The sequence below is a fragment of the Paenibacillus filicis genome (assembly GCF_038070315.1).
GTDB lineage: Bacteria > Bacillota > Bacilli > Paenibacillales > NBRC-103111 > Paenibacillus_G > Paenibacillus_G filicis.
This window is the reverse complement of the sequence record NZ_JBBPCC010000012.1, coordinates 160,521-184,796: the sequence shown is the minus strand read 5'-3', so window position 1 is coordinate 184,796 and position 24,276 is coordinate 160,521. Positions and strand designations below refer to the sequence as shown.

General features: G+C 55.0%; 15 protein-coding genes. 10 read left to right on the top strand and 5 right to left on the bottom strand.

Going from position 1 to position 24,276, the window contains the following annotated elements; genetic code table 11:
- Positions 1 to 11 precede the first annotated feature (11 nt).
- Positions 12 to 3,350 (bottom strand): AAA family ATPase, encoded by a 3,339-nt coding sequence (locus WMW72_RS19135; protein ID WP_341417148.1) that lies wholly within the window; start codon positions 3,348 to 3,350, stop codon positions 12 to 14.
- Entirely contained in the window at positions 3,334 to 5,097 is a 1,764-nt protein-coding gene (locus tag WMW72_RS19130; RefSeq protein ID WP_341417147.1) for a hypothetical protein, read from the bottom strand. The genes WMW72_RS19135 and WMW72_RS19130 overlap by 17 nt, the downstream gene beginning before the upstream one ends.
- 247 nt (positions 5,098 to 5,344) lie before the next feature.
- On the opposite strand from WMW72_RS19130, the gene WMW72_RS19125 reads away from it, so the two are divergent.
- The 10 genes from WMW72_RS19125 to WMW72_RS19080 all read left to right on the top strand — a co-directional run bounded on the left by WMW72_RS19125 (position 5,345) and on the right by WMW72_RS19080 (position 21,691).
- Positions 5,345 to 10,315: a glycosyl hydrolase family 28-related protein gene (locus WMW72_RS19125; protein ID WP_341417145.1), complete on the top strand. Its 4,971-nt coding sequence runs from the start codon at positions 5,345 to 5,347 to the stop codon at positions 10,313 to 10,315.
- A gap of 179 nt (positions 10,316 to 10,494) precedes the next feature.
- Positions 10,495 to 11,715 carry an enolase C-terminal domain-like protein gene (locus WMW72_RS19120; protein WP_341417144.1) on the top strand — a complete coding sequence of 407 codons (1,221 nt, stop codon included), beginning with the start codon at positions 10,495 to 10,497 and terminating at the stop codon, positions 11,713 to 11,715.
- A 32-nt stretch (positions 11,716 to 11,747) separates the two neighbouring features.
- On the top strand, positions 11,748 to 12,596 hold the full coding sequence (locus WMW72_RS19115; RefSeq protein WP_341417143.1) for an NAD-dependent epimerase/dehydratase family protein: 849 nt from the start codon (positions 11,748 to 11,750) through the stop codon (positions 12,594 to 12,596).
- Between the two features lie 179 nt (positions 12,597 to 12,775).
- Complete coding sequence (locus tag WMW72_RS19110; RefSeq protein WP_341417142.1) at positions 12,776 to 14,410, top strand: response regulator; 1,635 nt, start codon at positions 12,776 to 12,778, stop codon at positions 14,408 to 14,410.
- Positions 14,403 to 16,208 (top strand): cache domain-containing sensor histidine kinase, encoded by a 1,806-nt coding sequence (locus WMW72_RS19105; RefSeq protein ID WP_341417141.1) that lies wholly within the window; start codon positions 14,403 to 14,405, stop codon positions 16,206 to 16,208. The genes WMW72_RS19110 and WMW72_RS19105 overlap by 8 nt, the downstream gene beginning before the upstream one ends.
- Positions 16,209 to 16,409: 201 nt before the next feature.
- Complete coding sequence (locus WMW72_RS19100; RefSeq protein ID WP_341417140.1) at positions 16,410 to 17,930, top strand: extracellular solute-binding protein; 1,521 nt, start codon at positions 16,410 to 16,412, stop codon at positions 17,928 to 17,930.
- Between the two features lie 87 nt (positions 17,931 to 18,017).
- A complete protein-coding gene (locus WMW72_RS19095; protein WP_341417139.1) occupies positions 18,018 to 18,608 on the top strand; it encodes a TetR/AcrR family transcriptional regulator in 591 nt (196 codons plus the stop codon).
- A 265-nt stretch (positions 18,609 to 18,873) separates the two neighbouring features.
- Positions 18,874 to 19,617, top strand: coding sequence for an SDR family oxidoreductase (locus WMW72_RS19090; RefSeq protein WP_341417138.1), 744 nt, complete (start codon positions 18,874 to 18,876; stop codon positions 19,615 to 19,617).
- A 192-nt stretch (positions 19,618 to 19,809) separates the two neighbouring features.
- Positions 19,810 to 20,592, top strand: a complete 783-nt coding sequence (locus WMW72_RS19085; RefSeq protein ID WP_341417137.1) for a DeoR/GlpR family DNA-binding transcription regulator — start codon at positions 19,810 to 19,812, stop codon at positions 20,590 to 20,592.
- A gap of 40 nt (positions 20,593 to 20,632) precedes the next feature.
- Positions 20,633 to 21,691 carry an oxidoreductase gene (locus tag WMW72_RS19080; RefSeq protein WP_341417136.1) on the top strand — a complete coding sequence of 353 codons (1,059 nt, stop codon included), beginning with the start codon at positions 20,633 to 20,635 and terminating at the stop codon, positions 21,689 to 21,691.
- Here the strand turns inward: WMW72_RS19080 and WMW72_RS19075 are convergent.
- The 3 genes from WMW72_RS19075 to WMW72_RS19065 all read right to left on the bottom strand — a co-directional run bounded on the left by WMW72_RS19075 (position 21,677) and on the right by WMW72_RS19065 (position 23,744).
- Positions 21,677 to 22,582 (bottom strand): alpha/beta fold hydrolase, encoded by a 906-nt coding sequence (locus WMW72_RS19075; protein WP_341417135.1) that lies wholly within the window; start codon positions 22,580 to 22,582, stop codon positions 21,677 to 21,679. The two genes, WMW72_RS19080 and WMW72_RS19075, sit on opposite strands and share 15 nt — an antisense overlap.
- Positions 22,583 to 22,862: 280 nt before the next feature.
- Positions 22,863 to 23,390, bottom strand: coding sequence for an SRPBCC family protein (locus WMW72_RS19070; RefSeq protein WP_341417134.1), 528 nt, complete (start codon positions 23,388 to 23,390; stop codon positions 22,863 to 22,865).
- Between the two features lie 15 nt (positions 23,391 to 23,405).
- Positions 23,406 to 23,744 (bottom strand): ArsR/SmtB family transcription factor, encoded by a 339-nt coding sequence (locus tag WMW72_RS19065; RefSeq protein ID WP_341417133.1) that lies wholly within the window; start codon positions 23,742 to 23,744, stop codon positions 23,406 to 23,408.
- Positions 23,745 to 24,276: the final 532 nt, after the last annotated feature.

Here is a 24,276-nt window from a genome sequence, read left to right as displayed (position 1 = left end):
TGCCTTCGAAGTTAGTAGGTTAGAGCAATCGGCTTCTCCAGGTGAGGCTTGAACTGCTGGATATGAACACGGAGCGGACCTTCCACATCGCGGCGCAGGTGGAAGACTCGGAAATCATCCTCCAGGAAGCTGAATTTTCGCCGGAATAAGGTGGCGATCTGCGGATTAGCCGTCGTGAAGAAAATTTGCGTACCTTGAGTGATCGTAAGCTGTCTCAAGAAGTCGAGCAATCCCAGCACATTGAGCTCATCCATATTGGCGACGGGTTCGTCCAGCAGCAAAAACCGCGGAGCCGATTCCATAACCAGATGCATAATGAAGAATATGGCCAGCAGCACGGAGGTCCGCTGTCCCGTGCTCAGCTGGTAAATCGCGCACCGTGCTCCGCTGCCTTTGCGCCTAGCTACGATTTTATCTTCATTCCATTCGAGTCCTTCAAATTCATTCGGCGAGTGGAGCGCAACGAAGAGCCTGCTGATCGCCTCGAAGTTGCTTCGTACGAAATCATCTCCATACCCGGTCAAGCTCCGAAGGCTTGATAATACTTCCACGGCCCGATTGCAGCGATCCCGCTTAACGGTAGTCTCCTCAAGCTTCCTCCTTAACCCGGCGATCTCATAGGCCAGCCTCTCCACTAGTACAAGCGGCTCCAACGCCCGACCGAGCTCCTCGGACGCCAGCATCAGCTTCTGGAAATATAACCGCCACTCGCTCCATGAGAGTTCACCGGGGAGGCGCACATGTAATTCGGCCAGTCGGGAGCAGGCCTGCCTCAGTTCAGCGATGTCCAGCATGCGATGAGTCAGCTGCTGCTCCTGCAGAGTCAGCTCATCTAGCTGCTGTGATAAGGTCTGCCGCTTACTGTCCGTTCGCTTAGCGATTTCCTGAATGGCTGCATAGTCGATTCGCGCGGCTTCCGTCTTCTCGGTGACACGCTCTGATTCCTGCTTTATTAGCAATTCCAGCTGAATCCAAGGAAGCTCCGTCTGATCGGGTCGGATAGACCGGGCCAGTAGCGAATCCTCCAATAGCGTACGGAGCTCCGTGATCGAAGCTATGGTGATGCCTCGTTCATCCAGTGCCTGGGCTTTCCCGCGCAGATCCTGCAGCGAGCTTGTATAGCGGTTGATCCGCTCGCAGATACGGACTACGACGTGCTGAACAGCCTGCAGCCCGGAATCCCCGGCCAGTTCCCTCGATTCCTCCACATCGGAACGGCTAAGGAGGTAGGTGCGTGCCTCTGCCAGCTGGTTCATCCGGGTAAGCTCAAGACGCAATTGCTCAGCGTCGGCATCCATGCTGAGCAGCCTGAGCTTGTACTGCTCGATGTCGGTCAGCAGTCCGGCCAGCTCATTGCCGTCAGTCTGCAGACTGGAGTCGATGGCTTGCCTGAGGAATTGTGTCGTCTCGTGGTCATGTCCGCATAACGGGCAAGCAGTCTGGTTCGGATGCAGGTGAAGGGACATCCGGGCCGTGGCTTTCAGTTCGGATTGAAGCTTCTGGAGCCGTCCGGTTTTATCCTTGAGCAAGGCTGCCTGTTCAGTTGCTTGATCCAGCGCCTCTTGAGTCTGAGAACGGCTGATATCCAGATCGTTCAAGCTGGCTTGTACTTGATTGATATCCATGCCGCTAAGCGGCGGGAACGTCAGTTGGCCATACAGATTATCTACATCCGACAAGCCGTGGACAGCGGACTCCAACGACCTGATCTGTTCGTCGAGCTGCAGTCGGGCCAGACGCGAGTCCGGCTGATTGATGAGGGGAGCTAATTCTGCAAGACGCTGGATGATACGTTGGAGATCCTCCAGTTCCGTGCGCAGATTATTGAGGGAATTCCATCTCTGCTGAACCTGATGCTCCAAGTGGGAGCTTGAGGGCAGCTGTCCCAGTTGGTTCTTCAGGTCCAGGAGCTGAACCTGGAGGATATCGAGCGTTGCTTGACCGGCCTGCTCCTCTTTGTCCAACTGATCGGACGTCTGGATGCCGGGCAGCTTGTTCCCGGACAACGGAGTGCTGGCTACATCCAGCTCATGGAGCAGCGGCTTCAGATGATCGAGCCACGTCCGGATATCGGTCAAGCCGGAGCTTTTCTCCGGGATGGGGTAGGTGAACAGGCAGTGCTTCATCCACTTGTCCATCTGCTGTACGTGCGCATGCGCTCTAGCCTTCAACAGCTCGCTGTCCTGCACGCCTTCGCTATATTTTTGGGTCAATTCCCCGCTTAGCTCGCCATGCTCATCCTGCAGTTTTCGGCTCAGCTTCTGGAATTCCTCGAGATGCTGCTTCCAGCACTGTTCATACCGCTCCAACTGTTCGCCGAAGATGACGCGGGCGAAAGCGGCGCGGTAATCCAATTTGCCCGCTGGACCGAAGCAAAATTGATGAACGGCTTCGGAGGAAAAATAATTATATTGATGGAACGCGCTGTTCAGATGACTGTTTGCACGGGGGCCTACCTTGTGCTTGTAGTACGCGGTCTCCCGCTGCTTCTTCTCCTCCGGATTGGGCGTTCCATGGAACGGCGCCTCACCCTCAGACTTAAATAACACGCTCCCGTCCCAGCTCTCCTCGGCCTGCCGGTCGGCCAGCAGATTGCGTTGAACCGATCCGGTAAAGGCCAGCTCGATGGCCTCCAGAACAGAGGTCTTGCCCATCCCGTTCGGACCGGCCAGCAGGTTGACTTGGGCAAACTGAAACGGGGCTACGCCAGCCAGTACATGCGGCCGGAACCGGCTGCCGAAATCCAGCGCACCAATGGGGCCTACAGGTCTTAGCGCCGGGATCGTGGCAGCGGACGGTTCTTGCGGCAAGCTGCCGGATAGGGCCCCGGTTTCCACATAATTTTTAACTGGCTGGGACCGGAAGTTATCCAGACAAAATAAGAGCCCCTCTTCCGCGAGCTGGCCCTGCCAGTCCTGCAGCGGATTACCAGCTCCCGCTCCCCCGAGGCTTCCCGGGACTTTGGCCATCGGCAGCTTCTCAGACAATTGATCGAAGGATATCACCGTTTTTTTACCGAACCTTTTCCCCCGTTGAATCAGAGACAGTCTTGCTGCCGGAAGACCGGTCATATCAGACACGACAAACACCACATACAGATTCCAGCTCCAATCGCCCTTCAGCCGGAAATAAAAGGGGGAGATGATCTCATCCTCGAATCGGCTGAAGCTGTCAGCGCTCTCTGTGATCGTACTGAACAGCTCTGGGGATGTAGGGAGGATCAAATATTTGCCGAGCTTGATGCCCTGCCAGCTGTGGAGTGTTTCGTACAGCTCCAAGGTTTCGCCGTATCTATGCTTGTTCACAAAGGTCAGTCCACTCCTGCGAATCTCTTCAATCCAATTCGGCATCGATCGATAGGCCTCCTTCGGTAAATTCGGTCGTATGGCTTGAGCGCACAGGTACGGTCCAGTGATCCGTGACGGCCGGGTAATGGACCATTTCCCCGTCAACGCTATGCGAGAAGACACACATGTTATCTTCCAGCAGCAGCTGCGCCGCAGGCATGACATTGAACAAGCGGTCCACGATCCGCTTCATAGCCGCACCATCAGCCTGATCAGCATAGATGACCAGCGCACCGGATTTTTCATGCCCTGAGCGGGGCAGCAGGTTGAACGGGGCGCGTGCTGCCAGTTGAAGCCGAAATTGTCCTTGAAACCTTCTTAATTGATTAGGAAGCGATTCCGTGCTTCGCAAGCAGTGAATGAGCCGGATGACGAGGCCTGCTTCGCGCTGCCGTGCCGACTCGCAGTGATCGTCCACGTGATAGCTAAGTCTAGGGCTATGCTCCTGGTCCGTTATCGTTAATTGACCGTCCTCCAGATGGCCGAGGCAGTACCCGAAAAACTTGTCCCGCTCCTCCACCGATGCGGTAAGCGGATAAGCGAGCTCCTCCGCAGCTTCCGCTGTGAGCAGGGCAGGCAGCGCCGTAGGAAAAGTCAGCTCGCTCTGCCGCCAGCCGTTTCCGTCATCTGAAGGAATAAAGGCCTTCTCCGCCTGAACGCTTCCCCGCGGCCTGACGAGCTCGGCCCCCCCGTCATAAGGCTTGGTCAGCAGGATCAGCTGGAGGTGCTCCGCCTTGACGGCGAACCAGACCTTGTACTTCTTCTTGGCAAGAAACCCGAAGCCGAGCCCGTGTCTGAGGTTATCCGTTCGCGTCTTGCGAAGCTGCTCGTTCCAGCTCTGCTGCCCGTCCAGGCTAATAAACCGGCGGTAAATGGACGACCAGGGGCTAGTGATTGCCAGCGGAGGTCCTTCGGCGGTCCGGATCACCGTACCGTCTGCCCAATTGCAGGTGATGTAGATCATATCTCTGGCCGAGGTGTTGTCGAACAGGTTGTTGCGCAGGGCGGAGATATCAGGGTGTCGGGGCCCCGGATTGAGCTGGGGATGCAGGACGATGAAGCGCCGCGGCTCCCGGTTTGGGACGAACAGGCTGCCGGGTTTTATCTCCGGATGGAAGGCGTCTGCGCATAAGATCGAGAACAACTGGTTAGCCGACGAGTCGCCGAATAGAATCACCTTGCTGCCCAGAGAAAGCCCGGCTCCTTCACAGACGAATTGCGGATCATTCATTCTCTGCATCTTCAATTGGGGCACCAGACATAGCCTGCCTTCCTGGGAGAGAAACATGTACAACAAAAAGTTGACGAAGCGACTTGGCCGCATGTCTTCCAGCGGTTTCCTCGCGACGATGGCAAGATCTCCCCAGTGCATCATATGGTCGTGGAAGGCTTCTAATGACAAGCTTTGGCACCCGAGGCACCATAAGCTGTTCGGATGAGGCTGAAGCGAGGGGGTAGTTAGGATTTCATGGATGAGACTTACCGGCACACAATATTCCGGTGTCATCAACAGATCGGCGTGTTCCGCCCGGGCGATCCGCAGCGCTTCCCGGCATTTGTTCAGATGACCGGCTGTCGTGTGTTGTACGCCCTCGTCTGGACAAGCCGTCAGCTGCTCTTGGGGCTGCATCCGCATAAGCCGGAACGGAGAGTCATCCTCGATATTCAGAAAGTGAAAGGAGGGCACCAGCCTGGAGCCTTCCTCTTGATTCGCGAAGCAATCCGTTATGGAAAGTATCGATATCGCCACCGAAGATCACTCCCATATATACACAATATAGATAAATATTACTATAGAACATCCGATCAAGCCAGCATTCCCCTGCTTTATTTAACATTCCCTCATATGGGAAGCCTTCTGTCTTCTATAAAATGGAAGGGCAGGCCTATTGCATAAGCAGTCATGCCAGCAGTCAATGCGAAGGAGGGATGAGAAGCAAGGCCGTCACTTACCAAGCCGGTCCATCATCAAGGGCCTATCTTAAGGAGGAGAAGTTATGATAAGCGAGCAGCACCGCTTCTTTTTTTACCGAGTTAGATCCTTGGCTGCCAAATGGATGATCATGCTCTTGTTCGTCGCATCGTTGCCCCTGTATCCGGACAATGCTTCGGCAGCCGGAGATGAAGTGAGCGTTACGCTAGGAGCGAGCCCCGTCCAGCAGGGTATAAGTCCCCGGGCGGGAGATGATCCGGACGGTCTGCGTACCGGTACGGTAGCTGGAGCGACTTATTGGCTGACGAATAAGCAAGCTCCGAGTCCGGGAACGAGCTACTTCTATATGAATGTGGACGACGCATTCCTGAACCATAATACGGACAGCGATGTGTGGGTAACCGTCGAATATTTCGACAAAGGCAACGGCAGCATCGTGCTTCAGTATGATGCCGATTCAGCTCCGTTCAAGGACGCACCGCTCTTTACGTATACGGATACGAACCAGTGGAAGACGTATACGTTCAAATTAGCGGACGCCAAGTTTGCCAACCGGACCAACGGGGCAGACTTCCGCATCGGAGTAGATGGAGGCGGTGCGCCTCCGAATACGCCGGATCTGTATGTAGCTTCGGTGAAAGTGACCAAGAAGCAGCGGCTTATTATCCCGAGCGACGCCCGCGTCATCCAGACACAGTATCCGACGGCTGATGTGGTAATCGCGAACTATAACGTAGCGGATTTTGGCGCCAGGGCGGATGATGGAGCAGATGATACGCCTGCCTTCCGCGACGCGCTCGAAGCTGCACGGCATGATGGAGGAGGGGTTGTCTTCGTCCCGTCAGGCCGCTATACACTGAGAGGGGACCTGACGGTGCCGACCGGCGTGACGCTGCGCGGAGACTGGATCAACCCGGAGAGCGCACCGGGCGTAGCCGGTACTGTGCTCGAGGTGTACGCAGATCAGGGAGCGGAGAACGCACCGAGCTTCCTCAAGCTCGAGCAGTCGAGCGGCGTGACGAACCTCTCCATCTGGTACCCCGAGCAATCTGTAAGCAACGTGACGCCATACCCTTGGACCATCGAGCAATTGACGGGTGACAACGCCACTGTACAAAACGTCACTTTGGTGAACGCTTACAAAGGAATCAAGATCGGTCCCGCGTGGAATGAGCTGCATTACGTTAAAGAGTTGTACGGAACGACCTTGCACACAGGGATCTTCTTGGACTATACGACCGATATCGGTCGCCTGGAAGGCGTCCATCTCTCCCCTGCCTATTGGGCGAAGTCCGGACTGGCTGGCGCACCAGGGGAGGCTGCGCTAACCGCGTATATGACGGCTCATGCCGAAGGCATCGTGATGGGGAGATCGGACTGGGAATATATGTCCGGCATCCATATCTCCGGGTATCAAACGGGGATGCGCATCACCACGCGGACCGGCTCGCTGGAGACGGCCAATGCCCAGCTATATGACATTCATATAGACAATAGCCATGTAGCGCTGAAGATCGAAGGTGTGAACAACTACGGCTTGCTGATCACGGACAGCAGCTTCAAGGCCGATACCGGCGAAGCTCCGGTCGCGATCTATGCCACGCAAGGCTTTAATTCGATCGTCCAATTCAATACGGTCACCGTCGGAGGGAATCCGAAGAACGCGGTGGTTAACGAAGGAACGGGTGTGTTGTCCTTCGAGAACAGTGTATTCGAGAATTGGAACTACGCGGGCGGCGGATACGCGATTGCTTCCGATTCTGGTTCTCTGATCCTGGGACAGACGCAATTCGCCAAGCCGGATCATCATGTGCTGTTGAACCGGGATGTGCTCAAGGTGAATGCCGTGAATTCCGGCTACCAAGGGAGCCTGGATCTGACCGATCATAGCGAATCGGCGGATATTAACAGCCATCAGGATGAACAGTACCGGATGAAGACACTGCCTGCGAACGTGGCTGTCGACCGGGCTGTACGGCCTAGGCCTGCCTCTGCCCGGCTGTTCGATGTGACCAAGGCGCCGTACTTGGCGGACCGCAAGGGAACGACGGACGCTGCGGCTGCTGTCAGGCAGGCGCTGACCGATGCGGCGGCTCAGGGAGGAACGGTGTATATGCCGGCGGGCATTTACCGCATCAACAGCCCGATCACAGTGCCAAGTGGCGTCGAGCTGCGCGGGTCCTGGGATGTGCCGCATCATACCATCGGGGGCGGCAGCGTGATTTTTACGAACCATGGGGAGAACAACTCGAATGGAACGCCTCTGATAACGCTGGAAGCCAATGCCGGCATCAACGGGCTGTCGGTCTATTACGACCAGCAGGTGTATAACCAGATTAAGCCGTATGCATGGACGATTCAGGGCAAGGGGCATAACGTATACCTGATCAATACGACACTCGTGAACTCGTATCAGGGCGTAGATTTCGGGACGTATGACACAAGCGGACATTATATCGACTATGTGGCCGGATCTCCACTCAAGGAAGGTATTTATCTCGGGGGCGGAGCCCAAGGCGGCATCATGAGAAACGTACAGTTCAATCCCCATTATTACGCCAGAAGCACGTACCCCAATGGGATTCCGGGCGGAGGCGGCTGGGAGGCTGTCTGGAATTATCAGAAAGAAAATCTGGACGCCTTCCGGATCGGAGCTGTGAAGAACCAAACGATCTTCAACACCTTCGTCTTCGGATCGCAGTACGGCATTCATTTCGTCACCGAGCACGGCCAAGGGCCGGAGGCGATCGTAATCGGACATGGCACCGATGGCAGCAAGAAGGGGGCATGTCTGGAGGGTGCAGGTGAGCAGGGCTTGACATTTATCAATACCGAGCTAGTCTCAATGAGCACCTCAGACAAAGTGTACATCACGCTGGCCGAGAGCTTCAAGGGCGAGGCGACGTTCTTCAACACCTCGATGTGGGGCGGTACGACGCGTTCCGTCGATCTGCTGTCCGGCAAGCTTCATCTGCAGCAAGCGAACTTTACGGTCGTCGGGGAGCGCGGCATTCAGGCTTTGGGCGGAGAGCTATGGCTGTACGACTCTTACTTCCAGCAGGCGGGGACGACGCACATCTATGCGGGACCGGAGATCGTCCATATCGTGGAAGCCGCCAACTTGTTCAATGGAGATCTGCAGCTCGAGAATCATGCACCCGGCAAAGTGACCGGTACGGATATTAAGCCCTTGAAGCTAAAAGTATCGGCTTCGGGGTATGATCCGGTACATCCGGAGAGACTGGGGTCTGTAGTGACCCTGAGCAATCTGGCCTTCGCGCAGGGCGCGGCAGGGAAGATCGAACTCGTCCAACCGGCGGACGACGCTGGAAGGCTCGTACCGATCCGATTCGAAGGGCTGGCCCTTGGCGCGGAGCTGTCCGTGAAGCTCCCGTTGATCGCCAGCGATACGGCGGCCTTCAAAATCACCCTCGATTCCGGGCAGACTTACACGCTGAAGGCTCAGGTCGGGAAGTCCGTAGCCGCTCACGAGAGCGACGACCGCCGGCTGGAGGCTCCGTCGATCCGATTGAGCCGGCCGGATCAATACTTCAGCACGGGCGGGAAGTGGAAGGGAGAGAGCGATCTGAGCGCGGACGCACGCGTGACCTGGACGGATCAGGCGCTCCATCTGAACGTGAAGGTGCAGGACGACGTGCATGATCAACGCTACGCGAACGGCGATATCTGGCAGGGAGACAGCCTTCAGTTGGGCCTCGATCTGTCCAGGAAGGACGGAGCCGCCAGCCAGAATGTCAATGAGCTAGGCTTTGCCCTCGGCAATGACGGCAGTGTCACCAAGTGGAGATGGAGAGCACCGGCAGGCAGAGTGACGGGTGCCTTCGATGCGCAGGCCCAGATTACGCGGAGCAATGGAGTGACGACGTACGATCTGACGATTCCGTTCGCTCAGCTGCGCGGACCGTCGTCTACCTTCCAGCCTGGAGATCCTATTGGCCTAGCGTTATTGATCAATGAGAATGACGGTGCGGGAAGAACAGGGTTCATGGAATATAATCAAGGGATCGGCACCAGCAAAGACGCCACCTCATACGGGGACTTGTATTTGCTGGGCAAAAATTATGCCGATGTTGTGGAGCAAGCGGCCGAGCTGGCCGTCCGTGAAGCCTTGGAGGAGCCGAATCGGAATATGACCCGTCTCGACGCAGCGCGGGCTTTCGTCGCCCAGCTTCCCGATGGCGAGGTTAAGACGCGGCTGTTGGCTCAACTGAATCCCCCCGCAGCACCAGTGATCACGTATAGCGATGTTGTGCCAGCAACGAACAGCGTCACGGCTACCCTGAGTGCGACTCCCCCGGTCACCATCACCAATAACGGCGGATCTAACAGCTACACGTTTTATTTCAACGGCAGCTTTACCTTTGAGTATGTCGATGCTCTCGGCAGGAAGGGAACGGCCACAGCTGCCGTCAACAACCTGACATCGGCCAGTAAGGCGAAGCCAGGTGCTCCGATGCTCAGTGATAACAACGGCCACGATACGGGGCTGGCTGACGGTGACTATACCATAGCGATGAACATGTGGTATGGAGACAATGGCCGAATTTATAGACTGTACGAGAATGATAAACTCATCGACACGCAAATTCTCACAGACCGCTCGCCGGGTGCTCAGCAGGCGACGACCTCCTTCCATGGGAAGAAAAACGGGACGTACCGGTATTACGCCGAGCTGGTCAATGCCTTCGGTACGACCCGAAGCGCGGCCCACACGGTCACGGTCACCCAAGCGTCGCCGTCCGTCCCCGCACTCTCCCATGATAACTGGGATGGAGACGGGAACTTCCAGGTCAGCATGAATCTGTGGTGGGGAACGAACGGAACGACGTACCGGTTGTACGAGAACGGCGTATTGATCGATACGCAGGCTCTCACAAGCCGGACTCCATCTGCCCAATCGGCGGTTACAGCCATCACGGGCAAATCTGTGGGGACTTATGAATATCGTGCCGAGCTGGTGAATGAAGCCGGTTCTGCCTCCAGCAGCATCATGAAAGTTCGCGTAACGAAGTAGCAAGCCCCATCGACAGCTTCCACGAACAAGCAGGCAGGCGGGAAGGGATTATCCTGACCCGCCTGTTTCGCTGGAGAGAAATAAGCTGCAACTGTCCGGGAAAGTTTAGAATCCTCTCATTGTCTAGCCCCAGGGATCGCTCTAAGATAGAGGGTGACTTGTAGTCGAGGAGGCTCACGATGGCGAAAATCAAGCAAATTCGTTGCATACGCACGAGGAAAGACGGAAGCTGGACAATTGTAAAGGTTGTGACCGATCAGGACGGTCTGTACGGTATCGGCTCTGCCTCGGATCTATATAATCCCGAAGCGGTGGTCCAGGTCATTGAGCAGTTATTCGCCCCGCTGCTCGTGGGCAAGGAGGCCGATCGGATCGAGGATATTTGGCAGACTATGCATCTAAGCGGCTACTGGCGGCATGGCGGCATTCTGCAGACGGCCATCGGAGCGATCGATATGGCGCTGTGGGATATCAAGGGCAAGGAAGCCGGCAAGCCGGTCTACCAGCTGCTCGGCGGCGCCTGCCGGGCTGCCGTTCCCTGCTACGGGCATGCGGGCGGCAAGGATTTACCGAGTCTGACGGAGAACGTGCACCGCTACTTGGAGGAAGGCTACACCGTGATCCGTTGCCAGCTCGGGGCGTACGGGGGAGGAGGCTTCCGGGAGGAGCTGACGAACCGGCCGAAAGGTTCTTGGACGAACGGTCCGGTGTTCGATGAACAAACCTATCTGCATGCGATCCCGGCGATGTTCGAGCATCTGCGGGTGAAGTTCGGACCGGAGGTCCAATTTACACATGATGTGCATGAACACTTGAACCCGATTACGGCTATTCAACTGGCAAAGCGTCTGGAGCCGTATCACCTATTCTTCCTGGAGGATGCGCTGCCTCCCGACCAGCTCGGCTGGTACCGTCAGCTCCGTCAGCAGAGCTCGACGCCGCAAGCGGTCGGAGAGCTGTTCACGAACCCGCAGGAGTGGGTGCCACTGATCCAGGAGCGGCTGATTGATTTCATCCGGGTCCGCGTGTCCAAGGCCGGCGGCATCAGCGCCTGCCGCAAGCTTGCGGCGCTAGGCGAGACGTTCGGTGTCCGGACCGCGTGGCAGGAGGGCGGTGAGAACGACCCTGTGAACCAGGCCGCAGCCGTTCATCTCGACATGGCGATCTGGAACTTCGGCATTCAGGAGATCAATCATTTCACGGAGCAAGAGCAGGAGGCATTCCCCGGCTGTATAGAGCGCAAGGGCGGTTACCTGTATGTGACGGAGAAGCCGGGACTCGGTATCGATATCGACGAAGACAAGGCGGAGCTGCTGCTGGAAGCAGGCTGGGACAAGAGCAAGTATCACCGTCCGTATCCACTGGATCGCAAAGCCGACGGAACGATCGTCCGCCCGTAGCCTTTACCTCTGACGAAGGAGCATGATAACAGATGAGAACAGTGGCTGTAACAGGAGCCAGCGGGAAGCTGGGAACTGAGGTTGTGAAAGGTTTGCTGGATCAGGGCTATCAGGTCATCGCGCTGGACGAGCGCAGATCCGATCAGCTCCGGTGCAAGCAAATCCGCGTGAATCTGAATGACTTCGGTCAGGTCGTCGCAGGCTTGGCCGGGGCGGATGCGGTGATCCATCTGGCGGCGATCCCGGCTCCGATCGATTATACGAACTCGTATATTTTCTCCAATAATGTGCTCTCCACGTATCATGTGCTGGAGGCTGCCTCCGTGCTCGGAATCGGCAAGGTCGTGACCGGCTCCAGCGAATCGTCGTACGGCTTCTGCTGGGCGCCGAGTCCGTTCGACCCGCACTATGTGCCAGTGGATGAGGAGCATCCCCAGCTGCCGCAGGAATGCTACGGGTTATCCAAGGTCGTCAATGAGCTGACCGCTAGCATGTTTCACCGGCGTACGGGGATGCAGGTGATGTCACTCCGCTTCTCCTTGATCCTCGCTCCGCAGCAGTACGCGGCATTCGAGAAGGATATCCGCAATCCGGAACGCCATAAGCGGATTCTGTGGAGCTATATCGATATACGGGATGCGGTCCGGGCGTGTATCGCCTCGCTCGGCGATCTCGAGGTCCGCTCGGCCGATCTCAATATCACGAGCCGGGATACGCTCAGCGACCTGGATACGGAAGAGCTGCTTGACCGGTATTACCCGGAGGTGAAGGATCGGCGCCGACGCTTCACCGGACGCGAAGCGATTGTCAGCACGGAGCGGGCGCAACGCGTGCTGAGCTGGAGGGCCGAGCATTCCTGGAGCGATACGATTCAGCGGTAATGAATGCTCCGCAGCTGTTGTTCCGAGCGCAGCCTTGAAGAGGATGATACCTCTTCAGGGCTATTGGTGTTGTATGCGAATCCCCCAGTAGAAACCAAGATTCACGTATTGCTAAGTCCGGAGGAACGCATATAAGATAGAATTACTAAATGTCTCGTGGGAGCCGGAGGGGTGAACGCATGTATCGTGTGCTTATTGTAGATGACGAGAAGGAAATTCGGGATGGGCTGCGGTCCAGGTTCCCTTGGGCCGATTATGGGGTCGATCAGGTGGATACCGCCGAGGACGGCGATGTCGCTTTACATAAAGTGCTGGCCGAGAGACCGGATCTGATTCTGTCGGATATTAAAATGAACCGGATGTCAGGGCTGGAGTTCATCGGGCAGGTGAGGGAAAACTGCGGCAACCAGTGCAAGTCGGTTGTTGTAAGCGGTTACGATGATTTTGATCTGGTCAGACAGGCCATCCAATTGGGAGCGATGGATTATATCCTCAAGCCGATTAATATCGAGGAATTGATCAAGGTCGTCGTCCGGGCCTTGGATCAGGTCCAGAAAGAGCGCAACGACCAGAAAAACAAGCTGCTGCTTGCCAATCAAGTGCAGTTCGCCCTACCCAAGCTGCAGGAGGACGTGCTGCGTGAAATTACCGGCAATCCATACAATCCTTACTGGGAGACGCGCATGCGGCACCGGCTCACGAATGTGGAGCTGGACTGGGTACTCCAGGAATCGCTGGCGGTCATGATGATCGAAGTGGACGATATCAAATCCTTGGAGCAAACGAAGGCATACCGTAAGGAAAAAGAACTCGTGCTGTTCAGCATCGGCAATGTGGTGCAAGAAACCTGCGATGAGGTTTACCCGGGCCTCTTCGTGCTGTTTATGGATGAGAAGTACAGATGGACGGTCATCCTGAGCTCCACAGCCGAGGGGCTGGAGGTTTGCAAGGAAACGGCGGTTCAATGTATCGAGCGGGTGAACCGCTATGTGAAGGTAAACGTAAGCGTCGGCCTGCACCCGGCGACCGGACATCTGAACACGCTCTACCGGATGGTCCAGGAGACGGGCGATATTCTGGAGCAGAAGATTGTATATGGCGGCAACCGGCTGCTGGTCCAGGATGAGACCGGCATGGACGAGGAATTTTCGGCGATGTCGCTCAGCGACACGGATGCGGTATTCGATCTGATCCAGTATGGGAGCGAATATGAAATTTCAGCGGCTTTGAACGATATGAATGAAATGGTGCGTTCCTGGCCAGTGACGGCGATCAAGGATATCCAGCAGCGCCTGTTCGAGTGGCTGCTTCGGCTGTTCAAGAAGGCTTCGGCTCTGGGAGTCAAGGATCTGGAGTGGGACCGAAATCCGATCGCCATGTGGGAGCGGCTGGAGCAATACGATACGCTGGAGTCGCTGCGTGCCCAGGTCGAGGCGTTCCTGCTCGAGCTGTCCCATGAATTGAAGCGGCTGGGCAAGCCGCATAGCCAGATCATCTCCGAGGCGGTGAAATATATGAGCCGCAACTATGGGGACAGTCTGACGCTGCAGGGCGTGGCCGCTGAGGTGCATGTGACGCCGGTCTGGCTCAGCAAGCTGTTCAAGAAGGAATTGAACCAGACCTTCCTGGAATTCCTGACTTCGATCCGCATGGAGAAGGCCAAGGAAATGCTCGGCGACGTGCGCTATAAAATCTATCAGATCTCGCAGGATGTCGGGTACCGAGATCCCGTGCACTTCTCCAAGCTATTCCGCAAGTGCGTTGGGTATACCCCGAAGGAGTACCGAAAGCTGAGGGGCATTCAGGATGAGTAGCGGAGAAGTCCGGCATAAGGTGATTTCATTCCGCAACAAAATGATTCTCATTTTTATTTTTATGACGATTATTCCTTTTGTGCTCTTTGCGTATTATGCGCATCTGAAGTCGGTGGAGGGCATCTCCAACGCCAACGCTGCGTTCGCTATGGATTATCTGGTGCAATCCAAAAATAATTTCGATGAATATCTAGCGCATCTCAACAATCAAATCAACGAAGTCATCGGCAATAAAAAGCTGCAGCAGCTGATGGGAGAAATCCCCCATACGCCGGAAGAGGAGAGCTTGTTTACCTCGGAAATGCTCAATCTCTTATACCAAAGTATGCCCTACGTCGATGCATTCCAGATCCGCGTATTTCCGAAGGATCCGTCCAAGTACCCGCTCTATATGAGCTCGAATGTACTTAATTTCCAGGGGGTTCTGGAAAACGAGGCGTGGTTCAGGCAATCTATGGAATCGGTCACGCCGACATGGCAGCTGTTCCTGCCCGGGGAGAACCAGCAGAGCAAGCCGATCCTCTCCAAGGTGAAGCGGTTTACGGGGCTGTATGATCAGCTGCCGCGGGGCCTCGTCGTTACCGACTTGTCGGACGATCAGCTGGGGCGCTATCTGTCTCCTTCACACCGGGTTCCGCAGCAGCGTACTTATCTCATGACGGGAAGCGGCTTTGTGCTCTATGACTCGGATAACAACGCTACCGTGGGCCAGCCGATTGCTTCACCCGAGCTGATGAATCTCATCCGTGCGAGCTCGGAAGGGGCAGGTACGCTGGAGATTGATGGAGGCTCCATGCTGGTGACCTACTCCCGTCTCAATGAAGAGCCTTGGTACCTGGTCAGTTCGACGCCGCTGCAGGCGTTGACCGGCCCGATCAAAAAAATCAATAACGTCTTCCTGATGTTCCTGGTGGTGTACCTGATCTGCTGTGTCGGCGTCGTTATTTATTTGACGCTGTATTTTACCAACCCGCTGCTCCGGCTTGTGAAGTCGATGCGCAAGCTGGAATTTGGGGAGTTCCACTATGCGCTGCCCAATTCCAGCCGGGCCGATGAGATCGGGTGGCTGTACCGGGGCTTCAATAATATGGCCCAGCGGATACAAGAATTGATCGAGCAGGCGTTCCGTTCGGAGCGGGCCAAGAAAGAGCTGGAATTCCAGGTGCTGAGCCATCAGATCAATCCGCACTTTCTGTACAATACGCTGGAATCCATAAGGTGGAAGGCGGCGTCGCATCATATGGACGAGATCAGCGAGATGGTCTCCTCGCTCGGCAATCTGCTGCGGCTCAGCTTGAATCAGGGCAAGGAAATTACGACAGTCGCCCGGGAGATCGAACAGGTCAGAGCTTACGTGAATATTGAGCAGGCCCGGCTGGGAGCTCCCGTCCGCATCTTGTATATGGTGGATGAGCAGGTTCTGAACGCTCCGTTCCTCCGGCTGCTGCTGCAGCCGCTTGTGGAGAATGCCATTCACCACGGCATTCGCAGCAATTTTGACAATGGCAAAATCATACTGTCCGTCCGGCAGGAGGGCCGAGACATCGTCATTCAATTGACCGATAACGGGGAAGGCCTCCCCGATTCGATCATCGAGAGCCTGAACAAGCCTCATTCGGCCGATGAGAAGGCAAGCCGCCGCGGCGTAGGGCTCCGCAATGTGAACGACCGGCTGAAGCTTTACTTTGGCGAGAGCTACAAGCTGAAGATCGACAATACGAACGGCACCCATATTACCTTGAAGCATCCGGTCATGAGCGAGGAGGAGGCGGAGCGAAGTCCGTATCCTTCATCCTAGTGATGAACGTTCTTCCTCGAAAAGCTCCGATCCGGAGCTTTTCTTATTTCCGTCAGCGAAGCCGGGTTCGCTGCGATCCGGGTTGAGCAGCCCTATCAGTGGCTTATTCCGTACGATAAGTGGTATGGTAAAGGAAAGCTGCAATTACGCGGCATAACGCTGGTTGAGGATACAAGTTGGAATGGCAGGAGAGATTCGAGGATGGAGACTATACAGCGAAAAGCAGCCTTACTGCTCTGCGCTGTGCTGGCGGCTGGTATAGGGTTACCCGGCTGCAGCACGCACTCTGAGCATCCGGGGACTTACGGAACAGACACGCAGGAGCAAGAGGTAACGCTGAAATTGTATTTCCCGGGGGATAAGAAATCGGCCATGGGCGAAGTATGGTCTGCCGTCAGCAGCCATGTGAAGGAGAAAGGACTCAATGTCAAATTCGACATCCGTTTCATCCCGCTCGGTGATTTTAAAGAAAAGATGCTCGTCATGGCTGCTTCAGGAGATACCTGGGATATGAACTTCGATGGCGATTGGCTGTCCTTCAACCCGATGGCCGCTAAGGGCGCATACCTGGCGCTGAACGAGCTGCTTCCCCAGTATGCGCCCAATCTGTTTGCCCGCTATCAAGGGCAGGGTACGCTGGGCGCGGCTTCCGTGAACGGCCAGATCGTCGGACTGCCGTGGACGATTAAGATGAACCAGCGTCAGTTTGCGCAGTGGCGCTCCGATCTGACGGAGAAAGCAGGAATTAATCCAGCGCCGGGTTCCTTACAAACGATCGAGGATGTGGATCAATTTCTGCATCAGATGAAACAAGCGTATCCGAACGAGCGGATTACGCGGGTGGGGGCCAGGGCCGTGTACGAGCTTCGGGATGAATGGGTTGATCTCGGGTTCCACCATCTCGGCTTTTACCTGCATGATCCGAAGGTGACGGTGAAGGCGATGGAGCAGCAGCCGTTCTACAAAGAGGCGGCCGCTATGACCAAGAAGTGGTATGACGACGGAATTATGAACCGCGATGCGATGATGGATAAGGAGGACGGTGCCGCACAATGGCGTAACGGCAAGGCCCTGTTCGGCTGGAACTCCCACGAATGGATTCATGCGAATCAAGGCTTCTCCGATCCATCCTACGCGACGCAAAGCTCCCAGCTCTATCCGGACCGGAAATTTATCAACCGGACACCACTCGCCAATGTCGTCGCGATCAATCAAAACTCTAGACACCCTGAGCGGGTATTGCGGTTCCTGGATATGCTGGAGACTGACAAAGCGCTGTATGATCTGGTCCAGTATGGGATTGAGGGTAAGACCTATATGATTAGAAACGACCGTGTTGTCTACCCCGAAGGGATGAAAAATACGACGAGCAATTATATGGAATGGGGGGGCCAGTGGGCACTGTGGAAGCCGCAGTTCATGAGGGCTAATCCAGCATACGATCAAGATTTCTGGACGAAGGAAGCCGAGTTCGCCAGCCTGCCGAACAATGTGGATTCCCCGGTGGACGGGCTCTTTATTACTGAAGACAACATTAAAAGCTTCCTCGTCAAGCGGGATCAAGCGATAGAGGAGTTCGATAAGCCGATTATCTTCGGCATGGTCAAGGATGTGGACAAAGCCGTCGGAAGCTATATCGAGCTGCAGAAATCGAACGGACTCGATCCGGTCATCGCCGATGTGCAGAGGCAGATCGACGCTTTTCTGGCGGCTAAGAAATGACGACTGGGCTAACAGAAAACAAGTATTGAATTTTGTTCGGCTTCTGAGTTTCTGGTAGAATAGGGGGACGAGAGAGGGAGGGCTACGATGGCGAACGAGCAAGCTTTGACGAAAGCGTTGATTTTAGATACGGCAGAACAGGTTTTTCGGCGCTTTGGTCCGGATAAAACGTCAGTCGTGGATATAGCCAAGGTGCTTCAGGTGAGTCATGGTACTTTATACCGGCACTTCGCCAGCAAAGCGGCGTTGCGGGAGGCTGTGACCGAGAGATGGCTGAATGTGAGCATTGCGCAACCGCTGCAAGAAATTGCGGACAGAACGGATGTGCAGGCGACGGAGCGTTTGCGCATATGGTTCGATGCGCTGATCAGCGCGAAGAGGAAGTATGCGTTGGAGGACCCGGAGATGTTTGCGATGTATACGGCCGTTACGCTGGATGCCGCGGAGATGATCCAGTTCCACGTGCAGGGGCTTATTCAGCAGATAGCCGGGATCATCGAGGAAGGCATACAAGCCCAAGAACTGAAGGCCGGGTCTCCTGGAGCGATTGCCAATGGGATTTTTATGGCGACTTCGAGATTTCATCATCCTGCGCATGCAAGCGAGTGGCGGGTGCAAGCTGTGGACACGGACTTTGCAGACGTATGGCATGTACTGCTCGGAGGCATTCAATTATAGGAATGAATGATAGCTTAACACCTTCTGAGGCTCACTCAGGAGTTTTTTTATTGATTATAATGACAAAATTATAATATTGTCATTTGACATTTGATTAATGTCATTCTATAATCAGCTTGTTAAGAAATTCGGTTATACGGTTTATGCTAGTATGCGCGATGTGGCAGGACGTAATCCTTCCCCATGCGAAGGAACTTCACGATTATGCCGCATCGAACAGACTCACCGGTTCAGCATATAAAATCGAGGATAGGCGGGATCTAAGATGGATCAAACTCTTACAGGCAAAGTGGCGATCGTAACAGGTGCATCCAGAGGGATGGGACAAAACATTGCGGAAGAGCTGGCTCTACATGGAGCCAAGGTCATCGTCAATTACGCGACTAGCCCAGGGAAAGCCGAGGAAGTTGTTGCAGGCATCCGGCAGCGGGGAGGCGAGGCTGTCGCCATTCAGGCGGATATCAGCCGGGTCGCTGAGATTGAGCGGCTGTTTCAGCAGACGCTGGAGACATACGGGCAGGTGGATATTCTGGTGAACAACGCAGGCATCATGATTACGAAGTCCGTTGCCCAGTTTACGGAAGAAGATTTCGACAAGCAGTTCGCCATCAATGTCAAAGGTACGTTCTTCGCCTGCCAGCAGGCTGCTCTTCATATGAAGGAGAACGGACGGATTATCAATTTCTCGACCTCTGTAGCCGGTCAGATGTTCCCGACGTATAGCGTCTATGCGGGCACCAAGGGTGCGGTGGAGCAGTTCACCCGTCAACTGGCCAAGGAGCTCGGGCCTAAGGGAATTACGATCAACGCCGTAGCACCGGGTCCGGTCAATACGGAGCTATTCACGGCAGGCAAGACAGAAGAACAGATCAAGGCTGTGGGCAGTATGAACTCGTTCGGGCGCCTGGGCGAGCCGGACGATATCTCCAGCGTGGTACTCTTCCTCGCTGGGCCGGCATCGCAATGGGTCACGGGCCAGACGATCCGCGTAAATGGCGGCTTCGTCTAAGCAAACCTCTGAACGCTTATTACAAGGCATTATGCATATAAACAATCCCTGAAAGGGCAGACGAATGGGTACATTCGATCTGCTCTTTGTTTCATTTGAAATCGAAGGGTACGTTTAAAATCCTTTATTGTAATTGATTTACTTAAGTAATATACTTAAATAAACATGTGAGGAAGCAAGGAGGTGACGGTTTTGATTCAAGAGGAAAGGCTTAAGGCTATTGTCGATTTTCTTGAGGTTCATGAAAGTATCCGGGTGGAACAAATCTGCGAGATGTTTCAGATCTCGAGAGACAGTGCAAGGCGGGACCTGGTTAAGCTGGAGGAACAGAACCGGGTCATCCGAACGCACGGCGGGGCGATTCTCCAGGGCGGACAGCAGCCATTGTTAGCCTATGGAGAGAGAACCGAACATCATCAGGCCAAGCAATCCATCGGACGCGCTGCTGCTGAACGGATCAGGGATGGGGAAACCTTGTTTATGGACGCCTCCACGACGGTCCAGCTAGCCGCGGAAGCGATCACTGCGACGGGGGTCACTGTCATTACGAATTCCATCGATATTGCAGGCATACTGGGCAAGAGGCCAGGGATCAAGGTCCACCTGCTGGGCGGAGAATTCCATAGCTGGAACAGGAACGTCACCGGTGTCCATACGATCCGGATGATCTCGGAATTCCAGGTGGATACGCTGCTGCTGGGAGCCTGCAGCGTCGTGGAGACGGGACTGAGCAGTCCTTATCTGGATGAAGCGTACGTGAAGAAGGAAATGATCGGGCATGCGCAGCGGGTTATCGTGCTCGCCGATCAAAGTAAATTCCGGAAAAGCTTTCTTCATGCCGTGTGTGATTTTGACGAGATCGATTTACTTGTAACCGATGCGGATCCGCCTGCGGAGATCAGTGCTCAGCTGAATCGTCATGAGGTGAGCATCCTGGTAGCCGGCCAGAGTTCGTCGCCGGATAGTGAAGCGTGAATATCAGGAAGATTTGAAATAGAAGGAGAGTGTGTGCTTGATGAACTCATCCATACGTGTAGGTTTGATCGGCTTCGGCCTGTCGGCGCAAGCCTTCCATTTGCCCCTGCTTACGTTCGTTCCCGGCTTCGAGATCGTCACCGTCGTTTCATCCAATAAGCCCAAGGTGCAGGAGCTGCTGCCCGGTGTCGAGGTGGTGGACGATGCTGCGCGGCTGTTCACTGATCCGGCGATCGATATGGTCGTCATCACGACGCCGAATTTCACGCATTATGCGCTTGCCAAGGCGGCGCTGACCTCTGGCAAGCATGTCGTCGTAGAGAAGCCGTTCGTAACCAGCTCGGCCGAGGCGATGGAGCTGATCGAGCTGGCGGCCAGGCAAGAGAAGGTGCTCAGCGTGTATCATAACCGCCGGTGGGATAATGATTTTCTGACGCTCAAGGACGTCATCGGGTCAGGTTCACTCGGACATATTCATACCTTCCATTCCCAATTCGATAAGTTCCGTCCGGACGTGACTACGAGATGGAAGGATCAGGACCAGGCGGGCTCGGGGCAGTTGTATGATCTGGGCTCTCATCTGATCGATCAGGCTCTGCAGTTGTTCGGGTTGCCCGAAACGGTGTATGGCGATCTGCAGATTCAGAAGAGCGGCGGGCAAGTAGACGATTACTTCCATATCGTCCTCGGCTATGCTGAGCTTCGGGTCGTGCTGCAGTCCGGCTCTATGGTGAAAAACAGCGGCATCCGCTTTCAGCTGCACGGGGACAAGGGCAGCTTCGTGAAGCGGGGATTGGATTCCCAGGAAGGCTTGCTGCGCGCGGGCCGGGGACCGCAGGATCCGGCTTGGGGCCTGGACACTGCAAATCAATACGGCGAGCTGGATACCGCCCAGCCGGACGCCCGGATGCGGGTGCAGACGGTGCCCGGCTCCTATGAGCGCTACTACGAGCTGCTGTATGAAGCGGTCACAGCCGGCAGGCCGGTCCCTGTCCGTGCAGACGAGGCCCTGCAGGTGATCCAGGTCATCGAGCTGGTCCAGCAAAGCCATCGCGAGCAGCGTGTCATTCCCGTTGGCGGTTGTTTAAAGAGTTTCTAGCTGGTTTACGGATGAGATTTCTTGCTGCTTAACGGTATCGAGAAAGGCGAACAGCTGTTGAAACATGCCGGTGGCGCCCTCTCCAAGCCATATCAAATGCCCCCATGAATCAAGCTCGCATAGCTGCGCATTGGGAATATGCCGATGCGCAGCTATGCGAGCTTGATTCATGGGTACGGATGCATCGTGAATACTGTGCATAAGCAGAGTAGGGCACTGAATACCGGACAAGACGGAAGTCAAATCCTGTCCGGTCAGCACTAGATCGATAAGAAAGCCGTGCCCGGACCGTTGACGGTTCAGCATGCTTCTGAACTGCCGGCGATCTTCACCGTTAATTTGGAGCAAGACCTGTTTGGTGTTCAATTGACTGAAAGAAGCGATCATGCTGTTGAACAGGAAGCTCGGGAACAGGTTATTTATGAGCCTGATGATGCCCCAGAGGTATTTTTCATGAGACGGCCGGAACATGATTTGAGCGGATTTGTATAACTTGTCCTCAGGGGTTAACCAAGTGCCGGACACAGCCGATTGCAAGATCAGGCTTTGGACTCGCTCCGGATATCGGGATGCAAACAGGATACCGCTCGGACCGCCGGCGGATATGGCGATGATATGAACCTGACGTATGCGCAATTCATCCAGTAACTCCAGGTACGCTTCGCAGGCGGCGATAAGATCTGCTCCGAGCTCCTTGGACGTCGTGCCATACCCCGGCCTGGATGGGGTAATGACAGCATAGCCGTTCTCCATCAGCTCCCTGTAACCAAGCTCTTCCTGGCAGTTGGAATGCCCGCCGTGCATGATCAGGACCGGCTCTCCCTGCCCGACGATCGAATACTCTACGTTATACCCGTCTCGGGTCGTGTACCGCTGAATGTTTCTTTCCATGTTGACTCCTCCTAAAAATGAATTTAAATTCATTATTACGACAAAAATACCTGCCCACATCGGTTTTCTTATCTGGGTTACCGATCGACGCCTTTCGTCTTCGCTATGTTCAGTACGAGGCAGTAGGTATCCGTTCGGTATACATGCAAGGATTATAAATGAATTATAGTTCATTTTTGGATTATACAAGATTCAACAGGTGTTGACAAGAGTCTGACAGGCTGAAATAAAAATAAACAACCCATCACCGATTGAAGTCGGTGACGGGTTGTTTAGATCATCAGGATCCGCGTACGGAATCTAGGTATGCAACCAGCTGGTTGAATGTGCCAGTAAAGCCTTGGTTCATCGAATCCTTCATGCTGCGGAAGAAAGCATGCTCTTCTTCGGTCGCGTTGATGGGACCGCCGCGCAGTGTGACGGTGGTCTTCCCGTCCTGCTCCGTGAAGGTGATCACATTCCGAACCTCCAACGGAAACGCCGAGTTGAACGGAGCTCGTACCGTGTTGCCTTCCGCATCGGAGAAGGAATTGACGAATACGATTCGCTCAGGAGCCTCGATCTCCAGATACACGAACTTTCCCCACATCTCGAAGCCTTGCGGCGCTCTCATGTTATAGTGAAATGCGCCTCCCGGACGAAAATCCAGCTTGGCATACACCCACTCGAACCCTGCCGGCCCCCACCAGTGCTTAAGATGATCGGCCTCAGACCATACTTGAAATACCAGGTCGCGGGGCGCATCGAGCACCCGGATAATGACCAGTTCATCCTGATTAGTTGCTTGCGCTGCTTGTTGATTTTCCATGGTACATCCTCCAATTCATTCTTGGGATTGTGGCGGTTCCTGCTGTTGCTGCAGCTTGCGAAGGTAGGCCTCCAGCTTGTCGAATTTCTCTTCCCATATGCGCCGATAAGTTTCCAGCCAAGTGTCCATTTCCTTGAAAGGCTCCGCGCGCAGCTTGTAGATCCGTTTGTTCGCCTGCGGCTGCACCTCGACGAGGCCAGCGTCGCACAGGACGCGCAGATGCTTGGACGTCTGAGGCTGATTGAGCTCGAGACGACCGGCGATCTCCCCGACAGGCAGGGGGCCTTCGCTGAGCAATTGCACGATATCCAGCCGGTTGGGCTCGGCTAGCGCACTGAATGTCGTTGCGTTCATGCGTATTCCACCTCCGTTCGGTCCAGAGGCAAGTAGATGCTCAATGGTTCTCCAAGGACCTTATCGTGACGGCGATCCAGGGTGCTTAGTTGTCTCGCATCTAAATATAACCCGAATGGAATATTCCTGTCAAGGAATGTTTGTGGGTGATGCACTTGCTGATCTGCGGCTGGTTGTCCTTCTTCAGCGGTATCAGGAAGGCTGTTCTAGCAAGGAAAGCAAAATGTCCGAATACAGAAACAAGCATTAGTCCTGATTCGACCTTTGATCATCGGAGCAGAAAGGGAGAGTCCCGTCCCGTATTAAAAAACATCTGCCTGACGGACCATCAGCTCAAGGATTCGCGATGCCATTGGCAGAAGGGCATAGTAGAACAAACGTCTTTTCGTATCATGAAACTTTTTCGCCAATTTATGCCTTATTAGAGACAAGTGAATCCCGCGGATTTCCACGGGATATTTGTCCACCCCCTCCCATAGCCCATCAGCTCTGCGGTGAACATCCCCGATATCCTCTTCGAATTGACTCTTCC

Excerpts from the sequence above, each read along its gene's own strand:
- WMW72_RS19135 (WP_341417148.1), bottom strand. The coding sequence starts at position 3,350 with ATGCCGAATTGGATTGAAGAGATTCGCAGGAGTGGACTGACCTTTGTG.
- WMW72_RS19125 (WP_341417145.1), top strand. The coding sequence starts at position 5,345 with ATGATAAGCGAGCAGCACCGCTTCTTTTTTTACCGAGTTAGATCCTTG.
- WMW72_RS19120 (WP_341417144.1), top strand. The coding sequence starts at position 10,495 with ATGGCGAAAATCAAGCAAATTCGTTGCATACGCACGAGGAAAGACGGA.
- WMW72_RS19115 (WP_341417143.1), top strand. The coding sequence starts at position 11,748 with ATGAGAACAGTGGCTGTAACAGGAGCCAGCGGGAAGCTGGGAACTGAG.
- WMW72_RS19110 (WP_341417142.1), top strand. The coding sequence starts at position 12,776 with ATGTATCGTGTGCTTATTGTAGATGACGAGAAGGAAATTCGGGATGGG.
- WMW72_RS19105 (WP_341417141.1), top strand. The coding sequence starts at position 14,403 with ATGAGTAGCGGAGAAGTCCGGCATAAGGTGATTTCATTCCGCAACAAA.
- WMW72_RS19100 (WP_341417140.1), top strand. The coding sequence starts at position 16,410 with ATGGAGACTATACAGCGAAAAGCAGCCTTACTGCTCTGCGCTGTGCTG.
- WMW72_RS19095 (WP_341417139.1), top strand. The coding sequence starts at position 18,018 with ATGGCGAACGAGCAAGCTTTGACGAAAGCGTTGATTTTAGATACGGCA.
- WMW72_RS19090 (WP_341417138.1), top strand. The coding sequence starts at position 18,874 with ATGGATCAAACTCTTACAGGCAAAGTGGCGATCGTAACAGGTGCATCC.
- WMW72_RS19080 (WP_341417136.1), top strand. The coding sequence starts at position 20,633 with ATGAACTCATCCATACGTGTAGGTTTGATCGGCTTCGGCCTGTCGGCG.
- WMW72_RS19075 (WP_341417135.1), bottom strand. The coding sequence starts at position 22,582 with ATGGAAAGAAACATTCAGCGGTACACGACCCGAGACGGGTATAACGTA.
- WMW72_RS19070 (WP_341417134.1), bottom strand. The coding sequence starts at position 23,390 with ATGGAAAATCAACAAGCAGCGCAAGCAACTAATCAGGATGAACTGGTC.
- WMW72_RS19065 (WP_341417133.1), bottom strand. The coding sequence starts at position 23,744 with ATGAACGCAACGACATTCAGTGCGCTAGCCGAGCCCAACCGGCTGGAT.